Annotated in this window: 18 protein-coding genes, 5 tRNA genes and 3 rRNA genes; 8 read left to right on the forward strand and 18 right to left on the reverse strand. The window is 39.6% G+C overall.

What is annotated here, in order from left to right; genetic code table 11:
• Positions 1–12: 12 nt before the first annotated feature.
• The 9 genes from AVFI_RS19325 to AVFI_RS19365 form a co-directional block, all read right to left on the reverse strand.
• Positions 13–89 (reverse strand) — tRNA-Trp (locus AVFI_RS19325).
• 63 nt (positions 90–152) lie between these two features.
• A 5S ribosomal RNA gene (rrf, locus tag AVFI_RS19330) occupies positions 153–268 on the reverse strand.
• A gap of 131 nt (positions 269–399) precedes the next feature.
• A 23S ribosomal RNA gene (locus AVFI_RS19335) occupies positions 400–3,307 on the reverse strand.
• 566 nt (positions 3,308–3,873) lie between these two features.
• Positions 3,874–3,949 (reverse strand) — tRNA-Val (locus AVFI_RS19340).
• 61 nt (positions 3,950–4,010) lie between these two features.
• Positions 4,011–4,086, reverse strand: a tRNA-Lys gene (locus tag AVFI_RS19345).
• 2 nt (positions 4,087–4,088) lie between these two features.
• Positions 4,089–4,164, reverse strand: a tRNA-Glu gene (locus AVFI_RS19350).
• A gap of 87 nt (positions 4,165–4,251) precedes the next feature.
• Positions 4,252–5,804 (reverse strand): 16S ribosomal RNA (locus tag AVFI_RS19355).
• Together the 16S, 23S and 5S rRNA genes with 4 tRNA genes alongside form the textbook arrangement of a ribosomal RNA operon.
• Before the next feature lie 444 nt (positions 5,805–6,248).
• Entirely contained in the window at positions 6,249–6,626 is a 378-nt protein-coding gene (locus AVFI_RS19360) for an AAA family ATPase (protein ID WP_017018732.1), read from the reverse strand.
• Complete coding sequence (locus tag AVFI_RS19365) at positions 6,623–7,555, reverse strand: LysR family transcriptional regulator (RefSeq protein ID WP_017018733.1); 933 nt, start codon at positions 7,553–7,555, stop codon at positions 6,623–6,625. The genes AVFI_RS19360 and AVFI_RS19365 overlap by 4 nt, the downstream gene beginning before the upstream one ends.
• A 121-nt stretch (positions 7,556–7,676) precedes the next feature.
• Between AVFI_RS19365 and AVFI_RS19370 the strand changes: the two genes are divergently transcribed.
• The 3 genes from AVFI_RS19370 to AVFI_RS19380 all read left to right on the forward strand — a co-directional run bounded on the left by AVFI_RS19370 (position 7,677) and on the right by AVFI_RS19380 (position 10,328).
• Positions 7,677–8,873, forward strand: coding sequence for a glycine C-acetyltransferase (locus tag AVFI_RS19370; protein WP_017018734.1), 1,197 nt, complete (start codon positions 7,677–7,679; stop codon positions 8,871–8,873).
• Positions 8,873–9,904 (forward strand): L-threonine 3-dehydrogenase, encoded by a 1,032-nt coding sequence (gene tdh, locus AVFI_RS19375; protein ID WP_054775807.1) that lies wholly within the window; start codon positions 8,873–8,875, stop codon positions 9,902–9,904. Before AVFI_RS19370 ends, tdh begins: the two co-directional genes overlap by 1 nt.
• Before the next feature lie 82 nt (positions 9,905–9,986).
• Entirely contained in the window at positions 9,987–10,328 is a 342-nt protein-coding gene (locus AVFI_RS19380) for a DOPA 4,5-dioxygenase family protein (protein WP_017018735.1), read from the forward strand.
• 73 nt (positions 10,329–10,401) lie between these two features.
• Here AVFI_RS19380 and AVFI_RS19385 read toward each other — a convergent pair whose 3' ends face one another.
• The 4 genes from AVFI_RS19385 to AVFI_RS19400 form a co-directional block, all read right to left on the reverse strand.
• Complete coding sequence (locus tag AVFI_RS19385; RefSeq protein ID WP_017018736.1) at positions 10,402–11,631, reverse strand: MurR/RpiR family transcriptional regulator; 1,230 nt, start codon at positions 11,629–11,631, stop codon at positions 10,402–10,404.
• 195 nt (positions 11,632–11,826) lie between these two features.
• Complete coding sequence (locus AVFI_RS19390; RefSeq protein WP_012535061.1) at positions 11,827–14,157, reverse strand: Lon protease family protein; 2,331 nt, start codon at positions 14,155–14,157, stop codon at positions 11,827–11,829.
• Between the two features lie 164 nt (positions 14,158–14,321).
• Positions 14,322–14,396, reverse strand: a tRNA-Gly gene (locus tag AVFI_RS19395).
• A 151-nt stretch (positions 14,397–14,547) separates the two neighbouring features.
• Entirely contained in the window at positions 14,548–14,745 is a 198-nt protein-coding gene (locus AVFI_RS19400; RefSeq protein WP_063649324.1) for an alternative ribosome-rescue factor A, read from the reverse strand.
• Between the two features lie 283 nt (positions 14,746–15,028).
• Between AVFI_RS19400 and pyrC the strand changes: the two genes are divergently transcribed.
• A complete protein-coding gene (pyrC, locus tag AVFI_RS19405; protein ID WP_188863683.1) occupies positions 15,029–16,057 on the forward strand; it encodes a dihydroorotase in 1,029 nt (342 codons plus the stop codon).
• A gap of 82 nt (positions 16,058–16,139) precedes the next feature.
• Here pyrC and AVFI_RS19410 read toward each other — a convergent pair whose 3' ends face one another.
• Positions 16,140–17,048, reverse strand: coding sequence for an aldo/keto reductase (locus AVFI_RS19410; RefSeq protein ID WP_054775805.1), 909 nt, complete (start codon positions 17,046–17,048; stop codon positions 16,140–16,142).
• Positions 17,049–17,300: 252 nt separating this feature from the next.
• On the opposite strand from AVFI_RS19410, the gene AVFI_RS19415 reads away from it, so the two are divergent.
• Positions 17,301–17,627: a hypothetical protein gene (locus AVFI_RS19415; RefSeq protein WP_005422487.1), complete on the forward strand. Its 327-nt coding sequence runs from the start codon at positions 17,301–17,303 to the stop codon at positions 17,625–17,627.
• An 83-nt stretch (positions 17,628–17,710) separates the two neighbouring features.
• On the opposite strand, the gene AVFI_RS19420 is transcribed toward AVFI_RS19415, so the two are convergent.
• Positions 17,711–17,932 carry a DUF3820 family protein gene (locus AVFI_RS19420; RefSeq protein WP_005422484.1) on the reverse strand — a complete coding sequence of 74 codons (222 nt, stop codon included), beginning with the start codon at positions 17,930–17,932 and terminating at the stop codon, positions 17,711–17,713.
• Positions 17,922–18,449: an NUDIX hydrolase gene (locus tag AVFI_RS19425; protein WP_005422477.1), complete on the reverse strand. Its 528-nt coding sequence runs from the start codon at positions 18,447–18,449 to the stop codon at positions 17,922–17,924. Before AVFI_RS19425 ends, AVFI_RS19420 begins: the two co-directional genes overlap by 11 nt.
• 195 nt (positions 18,450–18,644) lie before the next feature.
• On the opposite strand from AVFI_RS19425, the gene AVFI_RS19430 reads away from it, so the two are divergent.
• Genes AVFI_RS19430 through AVFI_RS19440 form a run of 3 tightly spaced genes read left to right on the forward strand, consistent with a single transcriptional unit; the run spans position 18,645 to position 20,858 of the window.
• Positions 18,645–19,100 (forward strand): c-type cytochrome, encoded by a 456-nt coding sequence (locus AVFI_RS19430; protein ID WP_012534920.1) that lies wholly within the window; start codon positions 18,645–18,647, stop codon positions 19,098–19,100.
• Positions 19,101–19,115: 15 nt separating this feature from the next.
• A complete protein-coding gene (locus tag AVFI_RS19435) occupies positions 19,116–19,766 on the forward strand; it encodes a cytochrome b/b6 domain-containing protein (RefSeq protein WP_012535645.1) in 651 nt (216 codons plus the stop codon).
• Between the two features lie 18 nt (positions 19,767–19,784).
• The gene (locus AVFI_RS19440; protein WP_005422474.1) at positions 19,785–20,858 is read left to right on the forward strand and encodes a mechanosensitive ion channel family protein; all 1,074 of its coding nucleotides are present in this window, start codon (positions 19,785–19,787) and stop codon (positions 20,856–20,858) included.
• Positions 20,859–20,929: 71 nt separating this feature from the next.
• On the opposite strand, the gene AVFI_RS19445 is transcribed toward AVFI_RS19440, so the two are convergent.
• The gene (locus tag AVFI_RS19445) at positions 20,930–22,294 is read right to left on the reverse strand and encodes a TrkH family potassium uptake protein (protein ID WP_155663144.1); all 1,365 of its coding nucleotides are present in this window, start codon (positions 22,292–22,294) and stop codon (positions 20,930–20,932) included.
• Entirely contained in the window at positions 22,291–22,953 is a 663-nt protein-coding gene (locus AVFI_RS19450; RefSeq protein ID WP_054775802.1) for a potassium channel family protein, read from the reverse strand. Before AVFI_RS19450 ends, AVFI_RS19445 begins: the two co-directional genes overlap by 4 nt.
• Positions 22,954–23,214: the final 261 nt, after the last annotated feature.

The raw sequence follows: 23,214 nt of genomic DNA on the forward strand, positions 1-23,214 counted from the left end.
CTTTTCTAAATATGGCAGGGGTGGAGAGATTCGAACTCCCAACACGCGGATTTGGAATCCGCTGCTCTGCCAATTGGAGCTACACCCCTATAGTTTTTTTAAAGACTTAACTTTGTCTAACTCTTATTTAATTAAAAATAAGAAGAATTAAAGCCTGGCGATGTCCTACTCTCACATGGGGAAACCCCACACTACCATCGGCGCTATTACGTTTCACTTCTGAGTTCGGCATGGGATCAGGTGGGTCCATAACGCTATGGTCGCCAAGCAAAATTTGTTTATTAATCATGGTAATGATTAATAATAATCTGGAAAACTGTTCTAATTTAAAACTAATTCTTAATCACATTCAATATTGTGTCTTGGTTAACGAATCCGTTAAAACCCCTTGGGTGTTGTATGGTTAAGCCTCACGGGCAATTAGTATCAGTTAGCTCAATGCCTCGCAGCACTTACACACCTGACCTATCTACGTCGTAGTCTCCAACAACCCTTTAGGATACTTAAAGTATCAGGGATGACTCATCTCAGGGCTCGCTTCACGCTTAGATGCTTTCAGCGTTTATCGATTCCGAACTTAGCTACCGGGCAATGCCACTGGCGTGACAACCCGAACACCAGAGGTTCGTCCACTCCGGTCCTCTCGTACTAGGAGCAGCCCCCTTCAATCATCCAACGCCCACGGCAGATAGGGACCGAACTGTCTCACGACGTTCTAAACCCAGCTCGCGTACCACTTTAAATGGCGAACAGCCATACCCTTGGGACCGACTTCAGCCCCAGGATGTGATGAGCCGACATCGAGGTGCCAAACACCGCCGTCGATATGAACTCTTGGGCGGTATCAGCCTGTTATCCCCGGAGTACCTTTTATCCGTTGAGCGATGGCCCTTCCATTCAGAACCACCGGATCACTATGACCTGCTTTCGCACCTGCTCGAATTGTCATTCTCGCAGTCAAGCGGGCTTATGCCATTGCACTAACCTCACGATGTCCAACCGTGATTAGCCCACCTTCGTGCTCCTCCGTTACTCTTTGGGAGGAGACCGCCCCAGTCAAACTACCCACCAGGCACTGTCCGCAACCCCGATAAGGGGCCAACGTTAGAACATCAAGCATACAAGGGTGGTATTTCAAGATTGCCTCCACAAATACTGGCGTACTTGCTTCAAAGGCTCCCACCTATCCTACACATGTAGGGTCAATGTTCAGTGCCAAGCTGTAGTAAAGGTTCACGGGGTCTTTCCGTCTAGCCGCGGGTACACTGCATCTTCACAGCGATTTCAATTTCACTGAGTCTCGGGTGGAGACAGCGTGGCCATCATTACGCCATTCGTGCAGGTCGGAACTTACCCGACAAGGAATTTCGCTACCTTAGGACCGTTATAGTTACGGCCGCCGTTTACTTGGGCTTCGATCAAGAGCTTCGACCCCTCTCTATATAGAGAAACAATCTAACCCCATCAATTAACCTTCAAGCACCGGGCAGGCGTCACACCGTATACGTCATCTTACGATTTAGCACAGTGCTATGTTTTTAATAAACAGTTGCAGCCACCTGGTATCTGCGACTCCCGGCAGCTTAGAGAGCAAGTCTCATCACCGCTAGGAGCGTACCTTCTCCCGAAGTTACGGTACCATTTTGCCTAGTTCCTTCACCCGAGTTCTCTCAAGCGCCTTAGTATTCTCTACTCGACCACCTGTGTCGGTTTGGGGTACGATTCCTTACAATCTGAAGCTTAGAGGCTTTTCCTGGAAGCATGGCATCAATGGCTTCACTACCGTAGTAGCTCGACATCGTATCTCAGCCTAGTGTATTCCCGGATTTGCCTAAGAATACAGCCTACATACTTGAACTTGGACGACCGTCGCCAAGCCCACCTAGCCTTCTCCGTCCCCCCATCGCAATTGTAAGAAGTACGGGAATATTAACCCGTTTCCCATCGACTACGCCTTTCGGCCTCGCCTTAGGGGTCGACTTACCCTGCCCCGATTAACGTTGGACAGGAACCCTTGGTCTTCCGGCGAGCGGGTTTTTCACCCGCTTTATCGTTACTCATGTCAGCATTCGCACTTCTGATACGTCCAGCACGCTTTACAACGCACCTTCAACCGCTTACAGAACGCTCCCCTACCCAATACAGTAAACTGTATTGCCGCAGCTTCGGTGTATAGTTTAGCCCCGTTACATCTTCCGCGCAGGCCGACTCGACCAGTGAGCTATTACGCTTTCTTTAAATGATGGCTGCTTCTAAGCCAACATCCTGGCTGTCTGAGCCTTCCCACATCGTTTCCCACTTAACTATAACTTTGGGACCTTAGCTGGCGGTCTGGGTTGTTTCCCTCTCCACGACGGACGTTAGCACCCGCCGTGTGTCTCCCGGATAGTACTTACTGGTATTCGGAGTTTGCAAAGGGTTGGTAAGTCGGGATGACCCCCTAGCCTTAACAGTGCTCTACCCCCAGTAGTATTCGTCCGAGGCTCTACCTAAATAGATTTCGGGGAGAACCAGCTATCTCCAGGTTTGATTGGCCTTTCACCCCTAGCCACAAGTCATCCGCTAATTTTTCAACATTAGTCGGTTCGGTCCTCCAATTGATGTTACTCAATCTTCAACCTGCCCATGGCTAGATCACCTGGTTTCGGGTCTATATCCAGAGACTGAACGCCCAGTTAAGACTCGGTTTCCCTACGGCTCCCCTAAACGGTTAACCTTGCCACTGAATATAAGTCGCTGACCCATTATACAAAAGGTACGCAGTCACACCACGAGGGTGCTCCTACTGCTTGTACGTACACGGTTTCAGGTTCTATTTCACTCCCCTCACAGGGGTTCTTTTCGCCTTTCCCTCACGGTACTGGTTCACTATCGGTCAGTCAGTAGTATTTAGCCTTGGAGGATGGTCCCCCCATATTCAGACAGGATATCACGTGTCCCGCCTTACTCGTTTTCACTGATGATGAGATGTCGGTTACGGGGCTATCACCCTGTATCGCGGCACTTTCCAGAGCCTTCACCTGTCTCATTAAAAGCTTAAGGGCTAACCCAATTTCGCTCGCCGCTACTTTCGGGATCTCGGTTGATTTCTCTTCCTCGGGGTACTTAGATGTTTCAGTTCTCCCGGTTCGCCTCACTACACTATGTATTCATGTAGTGATACGTGCTTATGCACGTGGGTTTCCCCATTCAGAAATCCCAGACTCAAATGGTTTTTACTACCTAATCTGGGCTTATCGCAAGTTAATACGTCTTTCATCGCCTCTGACTGCCAAGGCATCCACCGTGTACGCTTAATTACTTAACCATACAACCCCAAGAGGTCTTTTTACTTGTTCTTTTATCTTTATACTTCGTTGTTTTCAAAATTTACTTGGTCATGTAGCAAGCTACACTCCCTTCGATAAATTTCTTAACGCCTTGTCTAAAAATAAAATCACTGCGTAAAAATAACTTGAGATAGTATTTCACCTAATCAAGGTTTAAACTCATCACTATTTCTGTAAAAAAGATAATCTCTAAACAGAAAAATGTGAGTTCTGGTTTTTCGCCGGATTCGCTCTTTATTTCTACTTTAAAAGTAGAAACAAAATAATACCAAGAACACTTGAATGTGTTGTCTTCGTTTTACAGAGTAAAACAAAGGATATTAAGAACTTTTAAATTTTGATTTAACTTAATCTCAGCCTGAACTGTAATTAAGCTGAATCAGTCAGCTTTCCAAATTGTTAAAGAGCAGTATAACGTCACTATTTTTGTAGTGATAAAATACTTTTTAATCATTCTCAGACGGCAAAAATCCGAACCAGGGTCAATTTCTTGAACTGGTTTGGAATCCTTCCAAAAATATTTAAAGAGTATATCCATATGAAATGGTGGGCGATACCGGGCTCGAACCAGTGACCCCCTCCTTGTAAGGGAGGTGCTCTCCCAACTGAGCTAATCGCCCACATAGTATTTCAACTTATTCCTGACTCTATCAAGAATAAACCCATTCTCTGTGGAAAGAATGGTGGGTCGTGCAGGATTCGAACCTGCGACCAATTGATTAAAAGTCAACTGCTCTACCAACTGAGCTAACGACCCAATGGTATCCCGTAGGGGAGTCGAACCCCTGTTACCGCCGTGAAAGGGCGGTGTCCTAGGCCTCTAGACGAACGGGACACTGCGAAGGTGTTGGGCACCTTCTAAATCTCTTTACTTTTCAACCTTGCAATCTGTGTGAACACTCATAAATCGTAATCTATCGTTTAAGGAGGTGATCCAGCCCCAGGTTCCCCTAGGGCTACCTTGTTACGACTTCACCCCAGTCATGAACCACAAAGTGGTGAGCGTCCTCCCGAAGGTTAAACTACCCACTTCTTTTGCAGCCCACTCCCATGGTGTGACGGGCGGTGTGTACAAGGCCCGGGAACGTATTCACCGTAGCATTCTGATCTACGATTACTAGCGATTCCGACTTCATGGAGTCGAGTTGCAGACTCCAATCCGGACTACGACGCACTTTTTGGGATTCGCTCACTATCGCTAGCTTGCAGCCCTCTGTATGCGCCATTGTAGCACGTGTGTAGCCCTACTCGTAAGGGCCATGATGACTTGACGTCGTCCCCACCTTCCTCCGGTTTATCACCGGCAGTCTCCCTGGAGTTCCCACCATTACGTGCTGGCAAACAAGGATAAGGGTTGCGCTCGTTGCGGGACTTAACCCAACATTTCACAACACGAGCTGACGACAGCCATGCAGCACCTGTCTCAGAGTTCCCGAAGGCACTAAGCTATCTCTAGCGAATTCTCTGGATGTCAAGAGTAGGTAAGGTTCTTCGCGTTGCATCGAATTAAACCACATGCTCCACCGCTTGTGCGGGCCCCCGTCAATTCATTTGAGTTTTAATCTTGCGACCGTACTCCCCAGGCGGTCTACTTAACGCGTTAGCTCCGAAAGCCACTCCTCAAGGGAACAACCTCCAAGTAGACATCGTTTACGGCGTGGACTACCAGGGTATCTAATCCTGTTTGCTCCCCACGCTTTCGCATCTGAGTGTCAGTGTCTGTCCAGGGGGCCGCCTTCGCCACTGGTATTCCTTCAGATCTCTACGCATTTCACCGCTACACCTGAAATTCTACCCCCCTCTACAGCACTCTAGTTCACCAGTTTCAAATGCGGTTCCGAGGTTGAGCCCCGGGCTTTCACATCTGACTTAATGAACCACCTGCATGCGCTTTACGCCCAGTAATTCCGATTAACGCTCGCACCCTCCGTATTACCGCGGCTGCTGGCACGGAGTTAGCCGGTGCTTCTTCTGTAGGTAACGTCAAATGCTGCAGCTATTAACTACAACACCTTCCTCCCTACTGAAAGTACTTTACAACCCGAAGGCCTTCTTCATACACGCGGCATGGCTGCATCAGGCTTTCGCCCATTGTGCAATATTCCCCACTGCTGCCTCCCGTAGGAGTCTGGACCGTGTCTCAGTTCCAGTGTGGCTGATCATCCTCTCAGACCAGCTAGAGATCGTCGCCTTGGTGAGCTCTTACCTCACCAACTAGCTAATCTCACCTGGGCTAATCTTAGCGCGAGAGGCCCGAAGGTCCCCCTCTTTGGTCCGAAGACATTATGCGGTATTAGCTATCGTTTCCAATAGTTATCCCCCACACTAAGGCATATTCCCAGGCATTACTCACCCGTCCGCCGCTCGACGCCCTTAACGTTCCCCGAAGGTTCAGTTAAGTCGTTTCCGCTCGACTTGCATGTGTTAGGCCTGCCGCCAGCGTTCAATCTGAGCCATGATCAAACTCTTCAATTAAAGTTTTTTGATACCTTTCAGCAGAAAGGATATCGACTCAATGATTAATACTGATTGTTACATAAATTAATTTGTGTATTCACTCAGTTCATTGATAGTTGCTCACTCAATAATGAGTAAAGCTATTGTGACTACCAATTCATAAGTGTCCACACAGATTGCTAAGGTCAAATTATTAAAGAGCTCAAAACTAAGCGTTGCTTAATTTTGCGTGAAGTGTCATTTAAATTACTAAAAGTAAGTTACAAGTAACTTTTTAAAACTCCGTTCGCGTCAATGTTTCACTTCTTGTTGAACCTCAACTCTTTCTAAGAAAGCTTTGCTGTGTCAACGGAAGCGAAGTATAGAGATTTCGATTTTTGTTGCAAGTATTTTTTTCAAAAAAACTTTCAAGCGTTCAAAAAACAAACATCTTGTTTTGAAAACCATCAATTCGAATGAAATTCACTCTTCCCATTCACGTTTCATCCGGTTTATCACTTCTTCTGGTACATTATGAATGCTTTTAAATTCCCCTTTGCAAACATCTATCTTAATCTTAGCACCAAACTTTTGTGCTATTTTTCTATAAACCTCTATCTCCCACTGTTTTACAAATGTATTTGCAACCACCACACTTCTATTATGGAAAAGATGGTATTCACACTGAGCTTGACACCATTGATGCGCAGAGCCTAATAACTTTCCATCAAAACAGTATTCTCCAGTTTCATTCATAAAAAACTGATCAGCTTCAATATGAATCAATCCCAAAGATTGAGCTAATGTTGTTTTACCACTGCCTGGTAACCCTCTTAGCAAACGCAACTCCAGACCTTTCATCGTTTTCGTTCACCTTGTGACGTCATCAAGTTTTCTTTTACAAATTCGGTAAATACTTTCAATCTCGATGGCATGTATTTATTTTGTGCGTACTGCATTGCAATAACACCGTGATAGTTTCCTTTAATTTGCCAATCCGATAAAACAGAGATGACTTCATTATTCGCTAATGCTTCTTTTATAACAAAGTCTGGGAAAATCCCAATACCAAAGCCATCCTTTACACCATTTAACCTCATTTGCGAATGATTCACGGCATACCTACCGCTTACTGCAATGACATGACTTTCTGTGCCTTTAACAAATTCCCAAATATGATCCGTTGTTGTTTCGCCTAAAAATAAGCAGTCATGATTGGCTAACTCTTGCGGAAGATGAGGAATCCCTCTCTCTTCTAAATAAGTAGGACTTGCACATAAGCTTAAATTAACCTTACCTATTTCTTTCATAACCAAGCCTTCCGTCGGCTTATCTGTCAACCTAAATACCACATCAATACCTTGAGCAATCATATCGATATCACCATCTGATGCTCTAAGTTTTAATTGAATCTTTGGGTATTTAGTTAAAAAAGGAGTAACCAACGGCTGAAGTACGATAGTTAAAAATGCTTTTGGGGCTGCAACAGTTAAACTTCCTGAAGGAACAGTATGCTCGGAACTCGATATATCAACAGCCTGTTGTGCCGCTTCAACCATGATGACTGATTGCTGATATATTTTTTTTCCTGATTCAGTGATCAGTAAACTACGAGTCGTTCGTTCAAACAACTTTACTGAAAGTGCATTCTCTAACCGAGTAATTAATTTACTCAATGCAGATGGAGTAACACCTAGCTTCTTTGCTGCAGCGGTAAAACTTCCTTCATTTACAACAACAATAAATGTCGCTAAATCCGGTAATAAAGTAATAAGTTTATTTGTGACCATGATTCACTAATGCTTTTCCATTTTTAGGGATAATAGTCGTAATTGATTTGAATTAGAATCTATTTATCGGATTTTGATTACACTTTTACGTGCAACAAACATAACTAAAAAAGGAACCGCAATGTCTTCTGCATTCTACACACAGATTCAAAACCAAATTGAAGAAGTAAAAAACGAAGGTTTATATAAATCAGAACGTATTATTACTTCAGCTCAAAAAGCATCAGTTTCTATTTCTACTGGCCAAGAAGTACTAAATTTCTGTGCAAATAACTACTTAGGTTTAGCTAACCACCCTGCTCTTATTGAAGCAGCAAAAGATGGAATGGATGAGCATGGCTTTGGTATGGCATCAGTTCGTTTTATTTGTGGTACTCAAGATTCACATAAAGAATTAGAACAAAAGCTATCTACTTTCTTAGGTAAAGAAGACACCATTCTTTACACATCATGTTTTGATGCAAATGCTGGTTTGTTTGAAACCATTCTAGGCGCAGAAGATGCGATTATCTCAGATGCACTAAACCACGCATCAATCATTGATGGTGTGCGTCTATGTAAAGCAATGCGTTTCCGCTACGCAAACAACAACATGGCTGAATTAGAAGAACAACTAATTGCAGCAAAAGAAGCTGGCGCTCGTCATACGCTTATCGTAACTGACGGTGTATTCTCAATGGATGGTGTTGTAGCTAACCTTCCTGCTATCTGTGATTTAGCAGATAAATACGACGCACTGGTAATGGTTGACGATTCTCACGCTGTTGGCTTCATGGGCAACAATGGTGCAGGTACTCATGAGCATCACGATGTAATCGACCGTATTGATATCATCACGGGTACGCTAGGTAAAGCTATGGGTGGAGCTTCAGGTGGTTATACATCTGGTAAAAAAGAAGTGATTGACTGGTTACGTCAACGCTCTCGTCCTTACCTATTCTCAAACTCTGTTGCTCCAGCAATTGTGTCTGCTTCTATCCGTGTTTTAGATCTTTTGGCTGAATCGGGTGACTTACGTTCTAAATTATGGGAAAACTCAGCGCATTTCCGTACTCGTATGGAAGCAGCAGGCTTTACTATGGGCGGTGCTGATCACGCGATTATTCCAATCATGCTTGGTGATGCCAAAGTCGCTGTTGAGTTTGCAGAACGTGCTCTAGAAAAAGGGATTTATGTTATTGCATTCTCTTTCCCAGTCGTACCAAAAGGCCAAGCTCGTATTCGTACACAAATGTCTGCTGCTCATACTCGTGAACAGCTAGATCGTGCAATTGATGCCTTTATCGAAGTAGGTAAAGACATGGAGATCATTAAATAATGAAAATTAAAGCGCTTTCAAAATTAAAACCTGAAGAAGGGATCTGGCTAACTGAGGTGGAAAAACCTGAGATGGGTCATAACGATCTTCTTATCCGTATTAAAAAGACAGCTATCTGTGGTACCGATGTACATATTTACAACTGGGATGAATGGTCACAAAAAACCATTCCAGTTCCAATGGTTGTGGGTCATGAATATGTAGGTGAAGTTGTTGGTATTGGCCAAGAAGTTCGTGGTTTTGAAATTGGTGATCGCGTATCAGGTGAAGGTCACATTACGTGTGGTCACTGTCGTAACTGTCGTGGCGGCCGTACTCACCTTTGTCGTAATACAACTGGCGTAGGTGTAAACCGTACTGGTGCTTTTTCTGAATACCTAGTTATCCCTGCTTTCAATGCATTTAAGATCCCTACTGGTATTTCTGATGACTTAGCATCAATCTTTGACCCATTTGGTAATGCCGTTCACACTGCCCTATCATTTGATTTAGTGGGTGAAGATGTGCTTATCACTGGTGCAGGTCCAATTGGTATCATGGCTGCAGCTGTAGCAAAACATGTTGGAGCTCGTCACGTTGTAATTACTGATGTGAACGAATACCGTCTAGATCTTGCGAAGAAAATGGGCGTAACTCGTGCAGTAAACGTAATGAACGAGAAGCTTGAAGATGTGATGTCTGATCTTGGTATGACAGAAGGCTTTGATGTTGGTTTGGAAATGTCTGGTAATCCATCAGCATTTAATAGCATGCTAACTAACATGAACCATGGCGGTAAAATATCACTTCTAGGCATTCCACCATCAGATATGACTGTTGATTGGAACCAAGTGATCTTTAAAGGCTTAGTTATCAAAGGCATTTACGGCCGTGAAATGTTTGAAACTTGGTATAAGATGGCAAGCTTAATTCAGTCAGGTTTAGATCTAACTCCAATTATCACGCACCACTACAAAATTGATGACTTCCAAAAAGGCTTCGATATGATGCGCTCTGGTATGTCTGGTAAAGTCATTCTAGATTGGGAATAATCATTCTCATTTAAAATGAACTATAATAAGGCTAAACTTCGGTTTGGCCTTTTTTATTTTCATTTTTAGAGAACGATTACACATGCCGCAACTAGATATCCATGGTTATCATATCCATGTTTACTTTGACCAAAGTAATATTGACTATGCCATCGCATTAACCGAAAGCGTACATAAAGAGTATGGTTACGAATTAGGGCGCATTAATAAAAAACCAGTAGGACCGCATCCAGTATGGAGTCGTCAAGTTTCATTTAAACAAGAAAATTATGATGTAGTACTTGCGTATTTAACTCAGCATCAAAATGGATTAAGTATTCTTATTCACCCATTAACAGATGATGAATATCTTGACCACACTCAATCAGCTGTTTGGCTTGGAACACCTCTTAAGCTTGATATCAGCATATTCACAAAAAAGTAAAAAATAAAGCTCCTTTCGTTTAAGACAAAACTAAGGAGCTTCTATTTATTAAGTTATATCTAATTAAGATTGATTAACTCGTTTGATATAAATTAAATTCTTTCGTTAATTTATAATCTGACCATGATTCATTTTCAATTACTTCAATAAATGCTTGTTTCGCGGCAATGAAAGCTTGTTTTTCAGTCATTGAATTAGTCGAAAATGTTTTAAATTTATAACTGTTTCTTGGTGTCTGACCAATAATACCTTTAAAAATGGTCTCATTATCCGTCTTCTTAACCACCACACCAACGACGCCTGATGAAGGATGAGCAATTTTAAAATACTTACCTTTTGCTGATTCTTCTTTTCTTTCGGTTTTAAAATTAGCCCAATTATAATTCGCTTTCATTAAGGCAACTTTTCTTAAAACATGTGTAGGGTGAGTACAAGCCTTAAACTTGTCTAACTTAATTACTGTACCGATTTTTGTATGTTCTTTCTTTACAGTAAAAGATGATTTGTCTTCTGCTTCAATCATTTGAATTTGTTTTGGTTTTCTTTTAAATTCAAACCACGTTTTATCAAACTCTTTTCTACAACCGTCCATTGATTTCTGAACGAGTTGATCCGCAATATTACGCATTGCAAATTTTGATAATGGAACGGTCACCAACTTCTTACTTGGCTTAAATTTCTTTATATCCGCGTCTTTGGTTTGTAGAAAAGCATCAATCTCTTTTCCTATCGCATTCAAATCAGACAAGAACAATGCTAAATCATCAAAATTTAAACTGTATAAGCTACGCGAGAAGTTATGTGAACGATAACAACGTTTACTTTCATGACGTTCAAAATGGCTATTAATGTAAGGCGTTCCATTTACCATAGACACTTTTAATTGAATATTTGGATGTAATCCTTCATAAACAGACTTAGCAGTAAACGTCTTTGTTTTTCGTGCATCATCTGCCGTTTCATATTCATTTTGTTCTACAAGTTCAGCGATAGACCATGCTGCTTCAATAATAGCCTCAGAACGAGCTTCTAAGTCGTCATCTTCGTTATCGAAGTCAGCATAATAAGCTTTACTGTAATAAGGCTGTCCCTTACGAGCAAATCGTACCTGTGCAAACTCCATTCTTCTGCGTTTAGTCGATTGACCACTATTCCAGTTAATACCGATAGGAACCCAATATTCCGTTCCATCAATATCGATTGGCTTAACTCGCAGCAATAAGTTCTCTTCTATATATGTCTTTTTTCCTCGAACCAACAGAAAAGAGCCTAAATCAAGATTAGGAGAGAGAGGGTGATACATAAAATCCTCATTACATTAATTGAAAACAAGATGCATGACTAACCAATGACTATTGTGTTAGAAAAGCCATTAACTATATTGTTATTCATACCGTTCATTATATCACCGTCTGAACTATAATTTCAATTTACAAATAACATATAAAAAAAATGTACAGAACACACCTGTACATTTTTATAATATTTTTAACAATGACTATGCTAGTTTTTGTTTAATTAAATCATAAACACCTGTTTGTTCATTATTTTCTAGTTGCATTCCAGTAAATAATGCAACAGCTTCACTTACGTGCTTCACCGGCCAAATTGAAAATTCTCCTTTCTCAATTGCTTGAACAATTTCAGCGCTCAGCATTAAATTTTGAACATTTGATTCAGGAATGATTACCCCTTGGTTTTTATTAAGCCCTTTAATTTTACAAACTTCATAAAACCCCTCAATTTTTTCGTTTACCCCACCTATTGGTTGTGCCTCACCAAATTGATTCATAGAACCAGTAATTGCTAAATCTTGTCGAGCAGCAATATCAGAATAGGCAGAAATAATGGAACAAAATTCAGCCATTGATGCACTATCTCCATCAACACCACCATAGGATTGTTCAAACGTAATATAGGTTTTCAATGGTATTGCTTTATTTTTACCAAACAATGAAGCTAAATAAGCACTTAATATGAATACACCTTTAGAGTGAATACTCCCACCTAGTTCAACTTTTCTCTCAATATCAAATACTTCACCTTTACCAAATGAAGTCGTTGCGGTGATGCGGTTTGGCATACCAAACTGATGGTTAGACGTACTTAATACAGACAACGCATTAATCTGCCCTATCACAGAACCTTCAGTTTGTATTAATGTCGTGCCATTTTTAAAACTTTGCATAACGCCATCTTGAACACGATTAACTCGGTGTTCTTTATTGGAAAGCGCCTGTTCTACATGTTTTAAACGGATCATATTTGAGTTTGCCGCTCTTGCTATGTAGTTAGTCTCTTTCAATAAATTCGAGATATCTTCTGAGTGTAAGGACAATCTATTTTGATCACCCGATTGACGTGAACTGTATTCAATAATTCGTTCAATTGCTCTCTTATCACATTGAAGTAACTTACCATCTTGCACAATACTCGAAATAAACTGAGCGTAGTGGAATTCTGATACCGCCGTTCTTGGCATATCGTCTTCAAAATCGGCCGTGACTTTAAACAGTTCACTAAACTCTGAATCGTAATGTTGTAGTAACTGGTACGTTTGATGGTCACCAAATAGAATAATTTTCACATTGAGTGGAATAGGCTCTGGTTCCAACGAAACGGTTCCAGACAATGTCACTTCTTTCTCAAGTGAGCTTAAATTTAAATTTTGCGCTCGTAGTGCTCGCTTCAAACCATCCCATACGTAAGGTCGTTCCAGCACTTTCACTGCATCCATTAATAAAACACCGCCATTTGCTTTATGCAAACTGCCAGGACGAATCAATGAAAAATCAGTAAAAACCGTTCCTTTATAAGTCGCGTTTTCAATATAACCAAATAGATTATGATAACTTGGACTTTCTTCAACGATTAATGGAAATTGCTCATTATCTTGATTCACTAATAAATTAATTTGATATCGACGTGGTAGCTTTTTCTCTAAAGATGCATAAGCCAGCTCGGTCTCTTCGTTACCTTCTTGAATAAAGATATCAAAATTCTCAATGATGTCCTTTTCCATATCCTTTAAATGCTGGATAATGACTTTTGATTCTTTGTATTTGGTTTTGATCGCCTCAAAGTTCACCGTTAGTACTTGAGAAATAACATCTTCATTCAGCTTTTCAATCTTCGCTGAATATTTATCTTCCCACTCAGTTAATTGACGAACCAAACTACGAAGTTTAATTTCAAGCTCATCAATGGATGACTCTAGGCTTCGCTGTTCTTGTCTATCTAATGCTTCAAAGGTTTCTTCTGTATGTAATTCCTCACCATTTAAAGCAATAAATTGATATTCACCTTGTGTTGTTACAGCAAGGCTAACCCCTTTCCCTTTTGCTTCTTTAGTTAAAGTAGCAAGTAAAGATTCTTGTTGATCTGTTAACTGATTTTTTAATGTGCCAGTTCGGGTGTAATACAGCTCATTATCAAACGCCAATGGAATAGCTTTTACTAATTTCTGCGTGATTTTTTCAATTTCTTTTTTAAATTCGGCCCCTGTACCCATAGGCAATTTAAGCACTTTTGGTCGACGAGTATCATCAAAATTAGTAACGTAGCACCAATCATACATTCCATTGCCGACTGGTTTATGGCGTTTCAAATAACGCAGTACCATGGTTCTTTTACCTAAACCATTTTGACCAACTGCATAAATATTATAACCACGGTCAGGAATTGACATCGCAAACTCAACCGCTTGTTGCGCTCTGTCTTGCCCTACAATTTCATCAATTGGTGTAATGTTTTTGGTTGATTTACATAGCTCATCATCCAACTCAGCTGAACGGTATGCTAATTTGTAAGAGAGAGGTGAAGTAGACATAAGGCGACCTCTTAATTTCAGTGATTTTCATCAGTATAGATAGAAAATGAAATAGATTTAGTGATCGACTCTTAAATATTTGAAAAAGAAACAATTTTAAAATTTGTGTAAATTACAGGCATAAAAAAAGCTCTCGTTAATGCGAGAGCTTTTTTTATGGAATTTGGAGCGTACAGCGGGAATCGAACCCGCATCATCAGCTTGGAAGGCTGAGGTAATAGCCATTATACGATGTACGCACATCGTTGGAACGAGATAGATAATGCCATACTGAGCGCAGAGGTAAAGCACTTTTTTACACTTAACTCATTGATTGATGGTTCTTTAACCTCATCGACTAAAAAAACACAATATTGATCACAAAAAAAGCCCTATTCAAACTCAACATTCTTATGCTGCTTTTGAATAGGGCTCTTTACCTCCTCTCCCTTTTCGTGAATAGCTGCCCTTTCCTTTTTTCGCTTTTACTATTCGAGTTCTAAATAATTGGCTGGTTACTACAGCTTTTAATGCATTATCTTTAATTTGGCCTCTACCATGCTCCAGTTCATCTGTGGCAGTTAGCCTTAATTTAGCTTTATTTTTCATAAAACATTCCTCTATTTTGTATAAAAACACAGCGATTGTGTCTATTTTAAAGGCTTTCGTCAATAATATTCCTTAGCAGACATTTCTATTTAACCAGTACATATTTTTAAAACGAAAAGTAATCTATTCATTTTTTCTTACGTATTATTGTGTCTTCTTTGTTGTAAATTATAACTTTTTCTATCGTTCTCTTTTATTTTGCTTTAGAATCCTACCGCCTAAGCAAACGATTAACTTCATTATTTAGGCTCCTTAATTATTCTTTTACTGGTGGGAGCAGCAAATGACAACTTTAACAATTACTCGTCCTGATGATTGGCATTTACACTTACGTGATGGTGATGTGTTAACTGACACAGTTCGTGACTCTGGTCGTTACAACGGCAGAGCTTTAATCATGCCAAACCTTGTACCACCTGTAACAACTACCGAACAAGCATTAAGTTACCGTGAACGTATTCAGGCTGAAAACAAATCTGATTATTTTGCTCCTCTTATGTCTCTTTATCTAACAGAAAAGACAACATCAGAAGAGATCCGAAAAGCGAAAGCGACTGGACATATCGTAGCAGCAAAACTGTATCCAGCTGGTGCTACAACAAACTCAGACTCTGGTGTAAGCAACGTTAAAAACGTTTACCCTATTCTAAAAACGATGCAAGAAGAAGGTATGCTTTTACTTATTCATGGAGAAGTAACAACTCATGATGTTGATATCTTCGATCGTGAAAAGACTTTTCTTGATACAGTTTTAGCGCCTATCGTTAATGATTTTCCTGAGCTAAAAATTGTACTTGAGCACATCACAACCAAAGATGCGGCAGATTTTGTTAAAAACGCAGGTCCAAACGTTGCTGCAACCATTACAGCGCATCACTTATTGTTTAACCGTAACCATATGTTAGTTGGTGGTATTAAACCTCACTTCTACTGCTTACCAATTTTAAAACGCAATACACACCAACAAGCTCTAGTGGAAGCTGCAACAAGCGGTAATCCTAAATTCTTCTTAGGTACTGATTCAGCACCTCATGCAAAAGACAAAAAAGAAGCAGCTTGTGGTTGTGCTGGTTCATATACTGCACACGCTTCAATCGAGCTTTATGCAGAAGTCTTTGAAAACGAAGGCAAGCTAGAAAATCTAGAAGCATTCGCAAGCTTTAATGGCCCTGACTTTTATAATCTACCTCGTAACACTGACACAATAACGCTTGTAAAAGAAGCGTGGATTGCACCAGAGACAATGGCATTTGGAAATGACTTTGTTGTGCCAATTCGTGCTGGTGAAGCTGTTGAGTGGCTAGTAAAATAAGCCATAGATAAAACAAGCTAACAATAAAAATGGGATGCCAAGTTGCATCCCATTTTTGTTTCTTACTTAATCACGGAAATCTCTATGGCACGCCGTGACCTTTTGATTCAACCCACACTCGATACCATTGCTCACGGGTAAGTTCTATATTCATTGCATCAACAGCCGCTTGCACACGCTCAATTTTACCTGAGCCAATGATAGGTAATGGATTTGATGGCAATTTACGCACCCAAGCATAAATCACCTGATCGATACTTTGTGCTCCAACCTCTTCTTTTAACTCTTCAAGCACATTACGAACACGCATTGCTTGCTCTGATTGTCCAGAGAAAATCTCACCACCCGCTAAACATGACCATGCCATTGGTTTAATACGATTCATCTGTAATTGATCAAGCGTGCCATCGTGTGCAACTTCAAAATTAAGTGGATTAATCTCAACTTGATTAGTCACTAATGGTTTATCTAAACGAGATTGGAGCAGTTCGAAATGACTTGGTGTAAAGTTAGACACACCAAAATGTTTAACCTTGCCCTCTTTCTGCAGTTGATTAAACGTATCAGCTACTTCATCAGCGTTCATTAATACATCCAATCGGTGAATTAATAGCACATCAATTTCAGTTATATTTAAACGTTCTAATGAATTATTTACCGAGTTTAGAATATGTTCTTTTGACGTATCGTAATGGTTAATCTTTCTGGTAGGAAAATCAGGAGTACATAAATTAATATCGCATTTTGTCACGATTTCTATGCTATCGCGCAATGATGGTTCTAGTGCTAATGCTTCACCGAATAAAGACTCACATTGGTATCCACCATAAATGTCAGCATGGTCAACAGTCGTGATCCCAAGTTCAATATGCTGTTTTAAAAAACTCAATCTTTCTTGCGGAGTCATTCCCCAATCCCCAAGACGCCAATACCCTTGAACAAGTTCTGAAAATTGCGGTCCTTGTGGTGCGATTGTCGTTTTATTAATCATATTATTCTCTACCGTATACTAAATTTATTAACGCTATACATAGTAGGTAGCAACAGAAAATTTGCAGTGATGGAAGTCGAATTATCAACATACTGAGTTAATAAGTTCATCAACAAATTAAATTTATATCGGTTGGCAAAATGTCTGAACGACTTTTTTTAAACCAAAATCAATTTATTAATGATAAAGATTGCACTCAATGTACGCTATCCGTAAAATCCACCCGTAATTAAGAATAAGGTCAATAACATAATGAAAAAACACTTTTTTTACGCCTTATTAATGGGGCTAACTTCTTCTTACGCTTTTGCGGATATCGTTGCGACACCAGAGAATGAAGATATCTGTAAGCAAAAATATGTTAAAGCCGTGTTTGACCAACAAGTCCAATACAGCAACCCTCAGAATGATCCACAAGTACGTAGAACCGCTGAACGTCATATTGATCGCTCTCGTGAGGTCTATGATGAAACAAATAGCTTTTGTTCTGCACTAAGCTACTTATTGAATGATGCTCCCCAAGAAGAACTAACAGAAGATTTTCAACGAGCAAAAAAAGGTGAATCTCAATTCAAATAACCATTTAGACAATGATCTATTGAGACTATGATTGAAATCTAGAGGTTCAATTAACATAATTATGTTAATTGAACCATCTAAAGTTAACGACGATATTTTAATGGTCGAATAACTTCATCAAGCCCTTCGATTTTCATCGCTAGACTTAAAGCCATTAACTCACCCAACTCTCCTTTTGGAAAGCCGTCTTTACGCTCAAACCATAATAAATATTCTTCAGGTAAATCGATTAACACTCTTCCTGAATACTTTCCAAATGGCATGGTCACTTGAGTAAGTTTAATGATTTGTTCTTTATTCAGCATTCAAGCACTCTTTAGCAATCAAATGCAAAAGAAACGTTTCTCGCTCAATACTCATTCCTTTTTTGTCACTATTTGAAATAATATCTTCGTTATGAGCAATCGCTTCATGGATATTAATCCATACAGGCTTCATACCATTTCTTATTTCGTAACTTTCGTAGTTAGTTTCGCCTAACTCTCTATCACACTCACAGGTATAACAATAAGAAATCATATGCAACACATTACATTCATGTTTATACCAAGGACGAAATTCTTCGTACATACCGAATGGTTCAATATTTGAGATATTTTTTGCCCCTGTCTCTTCTTCGATCTCTCTAACTAAACCTGCAATAACATCTTCGCCTTCATCTAATCCACCACCAGGTAATGAATAATCTTGATAACGCTCAGTGTATAAAAGAAGGATCTCTTCGCCTTTTAAAATAATTCCGCGAGTTGCATTACGATGAAGAATTTTATGGTTATCTAAACGCTCTAAATCTGGATGCGTTGTAATATTTAAAATTCGCATAAAAAACTGATAAACCTAATTTGAAAAATACAGTGTCATTATACGCAATTTGTTTTCAGATGCAGCTAACAATTAATTTCTACCTAATGAGACAATGTAAAGATTATGTAAATGTCGTGATATCCATCTACTTCTTTTATGCATCATTTTATATAATAAGTGTGAAAAATAATTACAATTCAAGGACAGCTCAATATGAAAAAATTTCAATCACTGGTTATTGCATCATCACTTTTAGCATCAACCTCAGTTTTTGCACATACTTTTAATGAAGCAGACAAAGCCATTGCATACCGTCAAGCTGCATTCACAATGATCGCAGGTAACGTTAGTGAAATGGGTGATATGGTCAAAGGAAAGGCTGATTGGAGTGATGCTATTTTTGCCAAGAGAGCAAATCAACTGTCACAATTATCACTTATGCCACTTGATGCTTTCTATGTTGAGGGATCGGATAAAGGAAAAACCAACGCGCTTCCTAAAGTATGGACTAACTTCCCTGATTTTGAAGCTCGTTTAGCTCAATTCCAAGAAGACGCAGCTGCACTTGCAGAAATTTCAGATAAAGGTGACAAAGCGGCGATTCGTAAAGCTTTTGGAAAAACAGTGAAAAACTGTAAAGCTTGCCACTCTGATTACAAAGCACGTTAAGCTGGAGACTAACACGTGAAAATTTGGGATGGTTTTGTCCGAATTTACCACTGGAGCCAAGTCGTTGTACTTGGCTCTTTATGGTATACCGCTGAAGAAGGGCTAATGGAGTTACATTTCACTTTAGCTTATCTTTTAATGGCCCTACTCTTAACAAGAATCCTTTGGGGCTTTATAGGAAGTGATACGGCTCGATTTTCTCACTTTCTAGGCTCTCCACAAACTGTTATTACCTATCTGAAAACCTCACATACCAATGGTTTACACTACTCAAAAGGCCATAATCCTGCAGGTGGTTACATGGTACTTGCACTATTGCTTCTATTATTAGTGCAATTAGTGACAGGGTTATTTAGCAATGATGATATTCTTTCTGAAGGTCCATTAGCTTATCTTGTTAGCTATGATACAAGTGGCTTTCTTACTAGGATCCATCACCTAAATTTTGATTTAATATTAGGTTTTACTGCTGTTCATGTAATTGCGGTTATCTTATATCGATTAAAAGGCGTTAATTTAATACTTCCTATGTTTACAGGAAAAGTAGATTTAGATGAAACAGAACCAAAAATGAAACATCCGTTTAAGGCTTGGATCATTTTTGCTGTCATATCTGTGTTTATCTACTTTATTTGGGCAGATGAAGTGATAAGCTACCTCTTTTAAAATAAAAGAGAACTTTCAATGACACGCTTCCTTGATTGGTGGAATACATTTTTAGAGTTTAAAGATCACGATTGGGCACAAAATATCATCGTGATCACTCTATTTAGTGCATTTCTTTGGCTATCTTGGCGAATAATCATTAAACGCCTTCATCACATTGCAGCAAAAACTCAACTACCTTGGGACGATGCTGTCATTACCGCTATCTCCGCTCCTGTAACTCTTGTTATTTGGCTTTGGCCTGCGACGGCATCGCTTAAGATTTTACTGTCAACTCAGACTCACTTTAGCTCGACATGGCTTCCTGAGTTACAAGTATTTATTTTAATATGGGGTTTTATTTGGTCTGCATTAAGGTTAACAAGCTTAATTGAAAAACAGTTTTTAACGAACCCTAAACATGATGAAACCACCGTTTTAGCTCTTGGTAAAGTTGTCCGCCTTATTTTTATCACCCTAGGCGTACTCTCTTTAATGCAAGGAGTTGGACTGAGTTTATCAGGTCTACTTACCTTTGGTGGTGTTGGTGGCTTAGTCGTCGGTCTAGCTGCTAAAGATCTTCTCTCGAATTTCTTCGGTGGGATGATGATTTATTTTGACCGCCCATTCAAAGTTGGAGATTGGATTCGCTCTCCTGATCGTTCTTTAGAAGGAACGGTTGAAAGAATTGGTTGGCGTATGACGGTAATAAGAACCTTTGATAAGCGCCCTCTTTATGTTCCTAACTCAGTATTTAGCAATATTGTCGTAGAAAACCCATCACGCATGCTTAATCGTCGAATTAAAGAGGATATTGGCATTAGATATGATGATATTCATAGCATTGAGCGCATTGTTGATGAAATAAAAACGATGTTACAAGAACATAATGATATCGACAGTAACCAGACTCTCATCGTGAACTTTAACGGTTTTGGCCCTTCGTCTTTAGACTTATTAGTTTATACCTTTACTAAAACGGTCAATTGGATTGAGTACCATAAAGTAAAACAAGACGTACTGATCAAAATTGGGGATATTATTGCTCAAAATAATGCTGAAATAGCCTTCCCTACACAAACTCTAAAAGTTGAACAGATCCCTTCTGAATAAAAATACGATCTGAAAAACATAAAAAAGGCATACGCTATTTTGTATGCCTTTTCTTTTATGGATTGGTATTATTAACCCGTCAATACATTCTCTTCTGGATATTTCACCCTCGACACTTCAGGTCTTGCAAGCATGTAAGCTAAAGTTAAGGGACCGATACGACCTATAATCATAACAATGACCATAATGAACTTACCAGGCTCAGATAACTCTGCAGTTAAACCCGCGGTTAATCCCACAGTAGCAAAGGCAGAAATAACCTCAAACATGACTTTATCAAACCCTGCTTTTTCAGTAAGCATTAACGAAAACATAGCTATTGATAATAGTGAACCACTAACAACGATAATGGCTAACGATTTAGTTACTATTGGCCAACCAATGGTTCTCTTAAACATCACCACATTTTTCTTTTGACGTAAAAATGTCCATGTAGCGACTGCAGCAACAGTAATTGTTGACACTTTTAGACCACCACCAGTCGATGTTGAACCTGCACCAATCAACATTAATATGATCATAATTAACAAGGCTGGTTGAGTGAACTGAGTTAAATCAACACTATTAAAACCTGCCGTTCGAGCACTTGCTGATTGAAAAAATGCAGCTAACCATTTATCACCACTGGATAATGCACCAAATGTATTAGGGTTTTGATACTCTAAAATATAAAAGAACAATGTCCCAACTAATAACAAGGTTGGCGTTGCAACTAACATTATCTTAGTGTGTAGCTGTAAACGTTTAAACCCTTTTGAGCCATTCTTAACCAAATCAACAATGACTGTAAAACCTAAACCACCACCTATGAACAGTAACGATAGCGTAAAAATAACAAGCGGATCACCGACATACCCCATTAAGCTATCAGAGAAAAGTGAAAAACCAGCATTATTAAACGCAGAGATAGAATGAAACGCTGCATAAAATAGACCTTTCGCGATTCCAAATTCAGGTACCCATCGAAGGGAAAGAACAACCATTCCAATAAATTCAGCAATTAAAGCAAAACAAATTATACCTTTGATTAGCTTCCTTAAATTTACTTTCTTTTCTTGTCCTAATGCTTCTTTTGCTAAGGCTTGCTGACGTAAGCTCAACCTTAAACCGAATATATACAGTAGAACAGCAGACAAGGTCATTTGACCTAATCCACCAATCTGCATTAAAAACATTAAAACAATTTTTCCACTGATAGTGAAATGCGACCCCGTATCAACGACCCCTAAACCTGTCACACTAATAGCAGATGTCGCGGTAAATAAGGCATCCATAAAACTCAAACCAGATACCGAAAAAACAGGTAAGGTTAAAAGCAATGCTGAGGGCAATAGAATAGCCAAAAATGAAAAAAGGATAATCTTTGGTTCAGACCACCCTTTCTCTTCATTATTATGCTGAAGAGGATATAATCCTCTTTTAGGTAAATAACTCATAACGTTCTAATTTTTTTAGCTAATTGAACTTCAGGTCCAACGATAATCAAAATATCGCCAATCTCTAATTCTTTACTCCAATCTGGTGCTGTTTCAATTTCTGGTCCGCGTTTTATCGCAAGTACCTTTACATCGGACATTTGACAAAAATCCAATTGCCCTAATGATTTACCCATATTTTTACCACCGATAACAATCTCAGTCATGGCCAGTCCACTACCGAGTTCATGGAATTCAAACACACGTCTGTCTAGCATTTTACGTGCAACCCGAATCCCCATATCTCGCTCTGGCATAATAATATGATCCGCCCCTATCTTCGTTAAGATTTTGGCATGAAACTTATCATTGGCCTTAACCCAAACAGTCTTAACACCGGCTTCTTTCAATACTAAAGTGGTTAATATGCTGGCATTAATATCTGAGCCAATTGCAACCATAACCATGTCATAGTCATCAAGTTTAAGCTCTGCAACTGTTTCTTCACTTGCACAGTTAGCAACAATAGCGGTAGAGACAAAGTCCATTGCCTTCTTAACACGCTCTTCATTTATATCAATGGCTAAAACCTGAGAGCCATACTGATGCAACTCTTCGCACACCGTAAGTCCAAAGCGACCTAATCCAATTACTGCATATTGTTTATTTTCTGCTTTCATCAATTTACTCACTTTACTATTAATGACACTAAGGGAAATTACCCTTAAAGAGCATCATCCTCCTCGAACGCCATAAGTTCAATCTAATTAAGGATCGGTTATAAGAAAACGATTCCTAGTATTAAAACTAAGATAGCCGAAAAGAATGCGATTGCCCCTTAAGTTTCAACAAAATTAGTTATCAATTATGGAAATAATGTAGAATCAGGTAGAAAATGTGACACCAATCTCATGACACCTTAAAATATAGGCCTAAAATAG

The organism is Aliivibrio fischeri ATCC 7744 = JCM 18803 = DSM 507 (assembly GCF_023983475.1).
In the GTDB taxonomy this organism is placed as follows: Bacteria; Pseudomonadota; Gammaproteobacteria; order Enterobacterales; family Vibrionaceae; genus Aliivibrio; species Aliivibrio fischeri.